A 6,548-nucleotide genomic window follows, 5' to 3' on the forward strand; every position below is an offset into this window, starting at 1 on the left:
AACATGGAGAATGCGCGCGACGAACCACGTTCGACGCAGGATGCGACGCCTGCTCACAAAAGCAGCGGGTTAAGTCGATTTTTACTTTGCCCCTTCAATGTAACGGCCAGTCGGTTGTTTGGTCCCGCGTCGCCGACAGCGTCGCCTGAGTCAGAGTTCTTGAGTCATGGTAGAGTCGCGTCGCGGGGCGTCTGCAAGGGCGCCCCGCACAAACTTTGAGTCTCCCGCGCATCGCATCATCCTCGGTGATTGCGTTGCCGAGATGTCGAAGCTTCAGGCTGGTTCGGTCGACCTCGTGTTCGCCGATCCGCCCTACAATCTCCAGCTCAAGGGCGATCTCAAGCGCCCCGACGAATCCCATGTCGATGCCGTCAACGACGACTGGGACAAGTTCGATTCATTCTCCGCCTATGACGATTTCACCCGCGCCTGGCTGCTTGCCGCCCGCCGCGCGATGAAGCCGTCGGCGACGATCTGGGTGATCGGCTCCTATCACAACATCTTCCGCGTCGGCGCGATCATGCAGGACCTCGGCTTCTGGCTCCTGAACGACATCGTCTGGCGCAAGACCAACCCGATGCCGAATTTCCGCGGCCGCCGTTTCACCAACGCGCACGAGACCATGATCTGGGCCGCGCGCGACGAGAAGGCCAAGGGCTACACGTTCAATTACGAAGCGCTGAAGGCGGCCAACGAGGACGTGCAAGCCCGCTCCGACTGGCTGATCCCGCTCTGCACCGGCGAGGAGCGCCTCAAGGGCGCCGACGGCAAGAAAGTGCATCCGACGCAGAAGCCGGAAGGCCTGCTCGCGCGCGTGCTGCTGTCGTCGTCGAAACCCGGCGATCTCGTGATCGACCCCTTCAACGGCACCGGCACCACCGGCGCGGTGGCAAAACGCCTCGGCCGCTCCTATATCGGCTTCGAGCGCGACAAGACCTATGCCAAGGCGGCAGAGGCCCGCATCGCCGCGGTCGAACCGCTGCCGGAGGAGAGCCTCGCCCCGTTCATGACCGCGCGCGACGCGCCGCGGGTCGCGTTCTCCGAGCTGATCGAGCGCGGCATGATCATGCCCGGCACGAAGCTGTTCGACGCCAAGAAGAAGTTAGGGGCGCTGGTGCGCGCCGACGGTGCCATCATGCTCGGCGACAAGGTCGGCTCGATCCACCGCATCGGCGCCGTGGCGCAAGGTGCGCAGGCCTGCAACGGCTGGACCTTCTGGCACATCGAGACCAAGAAGGGCCTCAAGCTGATCGACGAGCTCCGCGCGGAGATCCGCGCCGGCATGGCCGCGGAGTAGCCGGTTCCTGCAATCTCGTAGGGTGGGCAAAGCGAAGCGTGCCCACCATCTTGAGTGCAGCGCGACACGTGGTGGGCACGGCGCTTTGCGCCTTTGCCCACCCTACGGCATCCTTGAATGACGCGACGGCCAGGACTAGATTTGACCGATCGCTCCCGTCCTGACCGGTCGGCTCCCATGCGACGACAGTCCGAGACATTGCTGCTGGTGCCGCTGCTGCCGATCTTCCTGGTCGGCATGTTTCCGATGTTCCTGATCGCGCTGCTGGGCTTTTTCGGCCTCGCCCTGTTCGGCGTGCTGGTGATCTGCGTCGGGCTCGCCAGCAGCAACGAGGCGCACGACACCTTCAATCACGACGTCATCGTGCACGGCTATGCGCGCGGATCGGAACGCGCGGCGCGGGCCTCCGACATGCATCTCGCCGCGCGGCTCGGGCTGCGGCTGGAGGCGGTCGGCGCGGCGATGGTCATTACGGCCGCGATCGGCCTTTGTTACGCCGGCTGATCTGCGCCGGGCGCAGATACCGCACGGCAAACTCGCCGGTTGCGCTTTCAGTCAGGATTTGGGCAAGAGGAGGCCGCCTGCGGCAATGATGCCGCGTTCGCTCTCGGCACCAGAACTGGCGAGAGGAATCGGGGAGACAAACGATGCTCAAATTCTATTTCAACGGATCGCCGAACCCGACCAAGGTCGCGCTTTATCTCGAAGAAGCCGGGCTGGCGTTCGAGCCGGTGAAGATCGACACCCGCAAGGGCGAGCAGTTCACGCCGGAATTTCTCAAGATCAATCCGAACGCCAAGGTGCCGGCAATCGACGACAACGGCACGATCGTGTTCGATTCGAATGCCATCCTGCTCTATCTCGCCGAGAAGACCGGCAAATTCCTGCCCGCCGCAAATGTTCGCGGCGAGACGTTGTCCTGGCTGATGTTCGTGGCGACCGGCGTCGGGCCCTATTCGGGTCAGGCCGTGCACTTCAAGCATTTTGCGCCGAAGGATCAGAACCACGACTACGCCAATAACCGCTACCAGTACGAGACCGATCGCCACTACAAAATTCTCGACGGTCACCTCAAAGGCCGCCGCTACATGGTCGGCGACAGCTATTCGATCGTCGACATGGCGCTGTGGGGCTGGGCGCGGATGGTGCCGTTCAAGCTCGGCGACGACGCCTTTGCGCGATACCCGAACGTCAAGCGGCTGGTCGACGAAATCTCGGGCAGGCCTGCGGCGGCGCGCGCCATCGCCCTGAAGGACAAGTTCACGTTCAAGGCCGAGATGGACGACGAGGCCCGCGGCAACATGTTCAAGCACATGACGACGAAGGTGGCCTGATCGCGCCAGGCTGCCATTCAAGGCCACGCGCATGCGCGTGGCCTTTTGCTTTGAAGCTTCAGGCGGCGCGCACCGAGTCGAGGAACTTGCCGACCTCGAGCTTCAACCGGTTGCTGTCGGCCGACAGCGAGCGCGCCGACGACAGCACCTGCGAGGATGCCGAGCCGGTCTCCGATGCGCCGTGCTGCACGTCGCCGATATTGGCCGACACAAGCTGCGTGCCCCGGGCCGCCTGCTGGACGTTGCGGGAGATCTCCTGCGTGGCCGCGCCCTGCTCTTCCACCGCCGCCGCGACGGTGGAGGAGATTTCCGACAAGCGCTCGATGGTGCCGCTGATCTCCCTGATCGCGCCAACCGATTGCTCGGTGGCGGCCTGGATGCTCGAAATCTGCTGACCGATCTCGCCGGTGGCTTTCGCGGTCTGCTCGGCCAGCGCCTTGACCTCGGAGGCGACCACGGCAAAGCCGCGTCCCGCTTCTCCCGCGCGCGCCGCCTCGATGGTCGCGTTCAGCGCCAGGAGGTTGGTCTGGCCGGCGATCGTGCTGATGAGCTCGACCACGTCGCCGATGCGGGCGGCCGCCTTGGAGAGCTCGCCGACGCGTTCGTTGGTGCGGCTCGCCTGGACCACCGCCTCGCCGGCGATGCGGGCGGATTCCTGCACCTGGCGCGCGATTTCGCTGACCGACGAGGAGAGCTCCTCGGTCGCCGAGGCCACCGCCTGCACGTTGGCCGAGGCCTCCTGCGACGCCGAGGCCACTTCCGTCGACAAGTCGCGGGCGCGCGTGGCCGTGGTGGTCAGGGTGCCGGCCGACGCTTCGAGCTCGGTCGACGCCGACGACACGGTGTCGACGATCTCGCCCACGGCCCGCTCGAATTCGCCGGCCAGATTCCGCATGTCGGCCTTGCGCTGCTCGGCCTGCCGCGCCCCGGTCACCACCTGCTCTTCGCGCAGGCGTTCGGTCTCGACCATGCTCTCCTTGAACACCTGGATCGCCTGGGCCATGTCGCCGATCTCGTCGGTCTTTCCGCGTCCGGGAATCTCGACCTTGAGATCGCCACCGGCGAGGGCTCCCATCGCCCCGGTCATCGTGGTCAGCGGCCCGGCAATGCTGCGGCCGATCAGGAAGGCGACGAGGCCGCCGAACAGAACGGCAAGGCCGCCGGCGACTTCCTGGATCCAGGTCGTATTGGCAATGACGCCATCGGCGGCCGCGCGCGACTTCTGGTAGTCGGCCTTCAGTCCGGTTTCCGCAACCTTGAGCTTGTCGACGCTTTCGCTGATCAGGGGAGCGATATCGTTGCGGTAGATTTCATCGGCCTGGAGGGTTGCGGCGGAGGTCGTCTCGAAGGCCGCCTTGTAGGCCGAAAGCGAGCTCTTGATCGGCCCGAACGCGGCCTTGACCTCGTTCGGCAGACCGGCCCCCTCCAGTGACTGGAGCGCTTGCTGCGCCCGGTCGACATTGGTCCTGAAGGTCGCCGGCCCCTTTGCGTCCCGGACGGCGAGGAAGCGCCAGTTTGCGACACGAACCAGCAGGATCTTGGATTCGAGATCGGCGACGGGGGCGGTCACGCTGGTATCGCCGGTTTCACGCGCGGCGTCGACGAGCTTGCCGGTATTGGCGGTCAGCTCATCGCCGCCGGCGAGCAGGACAGCCTTGCCCTTGGTCGTCTCATTGACGGCAGCGCCCATACGCTCCCGCAGCGACTTCATCTTTTCGACGTCACCGATCAGGCCATTGTAGATCTTGAGCCGCTCCTCGGAGACCGTCGACTTGGCCGCGGCCTTCAGCAGCTCCGCCGTCGTCACCTCCCGCTCCGCAGCCTCCTTGAAGGCCGGCTCGTTGGCGTCATAGATGTAGCGAAGATTGGCGCGCCGCAGCGCCTGGAGGTTGATCGAGATTTCCTGAACGCGGGCCGTGTTGTCCGAGAGTGCGGATAGCCGCGCCATCTGGCCCTGGACCGCCCACAAATTCCAGATCGCGACCGCGGCCATGATCAAACCGACGGCTACAAGAACCGAAAATCCGGCGTAGAGACGCCCCCGAATTCTCAAAYGCAAGTTCGGCATTTTTCCGTCCATCCATAGCAAGAGAGATGGAGCAGCCAAACGACTCCCCGACGTCGCAACGGCCACCCGCCCAGCCGCAATCACCTTTCGGAGATTCGCGCTGCACCGCGACACCGTGAAGAACATTTCTTAATTCAATGCTGCATTTGCCACGCATCGACTACGGAGATCGCGCAAAAGATGCCGTGAGCGCGGCCTGCACCGCCAATTCTGCAGTCATCTGAACAGGAATGCGGCGATCGGACTTGTCCGGCATGCAGCTCGCGCGGCCCGCGCGATCGGGCTGAAGCATCCACACGCGCCACCATCGCAGGTCCACGCGCCTGCGCATGGACCTTTGTTTCTCGCGGGGCCCGCGCCGATCAGGCGGCGTGGACCGAGCTCAGGAACTTGGCGACTTCCTGCTTCAACCGGTTGCTGTCGGCCGACAGCGAACGCGCCGCGGAGAGCACCTGCGAGGAGGCCGAGCCGGTCTCGGAGGCGCCACGCTGCACGTCGCCGATATTGGTCGAAACGCGCTGGGTGCCGTGAGCCGCCTGCTGGACATTGCGGGAGATCTCCTGCGTTGCCGCGCCCTGCTGCTCCACGGCAGCCGCGACCGTCGACGAGATCTCCGACAGCCGCTCGATGGTGCCGCTGATCTCCCTGATGGAGCCGACCGACTCCTCCGTCGCTGCCTGAATGCCGGAGACCTGCTGGGCGATCTCGCCCGTGGCCTTCGCGGTCTGCTCGGCCAGCGCCTTGACCTCGGAGGCGACCACGGCAAAGCCGCGGCCGGCTTCACCCGCGCGCGCCGCCTCGATGGTGGCGTTCAGCGCCAGCAGGTTGGTCTGGCCGGCGATGGTGCTGATCAGCTCGACCACGTCGCCGATGCGGGCGGCGGCCTTGGAAAGCTCGCTGACGCGCGCGTTGGTCTTGCTTGCCTGCCCCACGGCCTCGCCGGCGATGCGGGCGGATTCCTGCACCTGACGGGCGATCTCCGAGACCGAAGAGGACAGCTCCTCGGTCGCGGAGGCAACGGCTTGCACGTTGGCCGTGGCTTCCTGCGATGCGGACGCCACTTCGGTGGACAGGTCCTGGGCGCGCGTCGCGGTTGCCGTCAGCGTGCCGGCGGAGGCCTCGAGCTCACCCGACGCCGACGACACGGTGTTCACGATCTCGCCGACCGCCTGCTCGAACTGGTCGGCGAGCCGGACCATGTCTTTCTTGCGGCTCTCGGCCTGCCGCGCCTCGACCTCCACCTGCTCGTTGCGCAGGCGCTCGGTGTCGATCATGTTGTCCTTGAACACCACGATCGCCTTGGCCATGTCGCCGATCTCGTCGGCCTTGCCGCGGCCGGGAATCTCGACCTCGAGATTGCCGCCGGCAAGCAGCCCCATCGCGCGCGTCATCGCGGTCAGGGGACCCACGATGCTGCGGGCGATCAGGAAGGCGACGATCAATCCGAACAGGGTGGCGAGACCGCCCGCGATCGCCTGCACGGACGTCGTGCCCTCGATCACGGCTTCGGCCAGGTTGCGCGAATCCTTGTAATCCTTCTTCAAGGCGGTTTCCGCCACCTTAAGCTTGCCGATGCTCTCGACGATGAGCGGCGCGAGGTTCTTGTGGTAGATCTCGTCGGCCTGGAGCATCGCGGCCGACGTCGTCTCGAACGCGGATTTGTAGATTCCGAGCGAGGTCTTCACCGGCGTAAGCGTGGCTCGCAATTCCGTGGCCTGTGGGCTCTTTTCGAGCGCCGTGAGCCGCTGCATGGCCCTGTCCACATTCGTCCTGAAATTGGCAGGCCCCTTGGTGTCGCGCAAAGCCAGGAAACGCCAGTTTGCGATTTGAACGAGAAGCAGCCTGGATT

The 6,548-nt window shown here is 65.2% G+C and carries 5 protein-coding genes; 3 read left to right on the forward strand and 2 right to left on the reverse strand.

Annotated features, from left to right (window positions below):
- Window positions 1-166 precede the first annotated feature (166 nt).
- The 3 genes from ACXJL8_RS30075 to ACXJL8_RS30085 all read left to right on the forward strand — a co-directional run bounded on the left by ACXJL8_RS30075 (window position 167) and on the right by ACXJL8_RS30085 (window position 2,631).
- Window positions 167-1,297 (forward strand): DNA methyltransferase, encoded by a 1,131-nt coding sequence (locus ACXJL8_RS30075; RefSeq protein ID WP_456686094.1) that lies wholly within the window; start codon window positions 167-169, stop codon window positions 1,295-1,297.
- A gap of 177 nt (window positions 1,298-1,474) precedes the next feature.
- Complete coding sequence (locus tag ACXJL8_RS30080; RefSeq protein ID WP_456620480.1) at window positions 1,475-1,801, forward strand: hypothetical protein; 327 nt, start codon at window positions 1,475-1,477, stop codon at window positions 1,799-1,801.
- 143 nt (window positions 1,802-1,944) lie between these two features.
- A complete protein-coding gene (locus ACXJL8_RS30085; RefSeq protein WP_456620479.1) occupies window positions 1,945-2,631 on the forward strand; it encodes a glutathione S-transferase family protein in 687 nt (228 codons plus the stop codon).
- 58 nt (window positions 2,632-2,689) lie between these two features.
- Here ACXJL8_RS30085 and ACXJL8_RS30090 read toward each other — a convergent pair whose 3' ends face one another.
- Together ACXJL8_RS30090 and ACXJL8_RS30095 are read right to left on the reverse strand one after the other, a co-directional pair.
- Complete coding sequence (locus ACXJL8_RS30090; protein WP_456686095.1) at window positions 2,690-4,699, reverse strand: HAMP domain-containing methyl-accepting chemotaxis protein; 2,010 nt, start codon at window positions 4,697-4,699, stop codon at window positions 2,690-2,692.
- Window positions 4,700-5,061: 362 nt separating this feature from the next.
- Window positions 5,062-6,548: methyl-accepting chemotaxis protein (locus ACXJL8_RS30095; RefSeq protein WP_456686096.1), on the reverse strand; the 1,487-nt coding region annotated here is incomplete at its 5' end.

This window comes from Bradyrhizobium sp. P5_C11_2 (assembly GCF_054049755.1).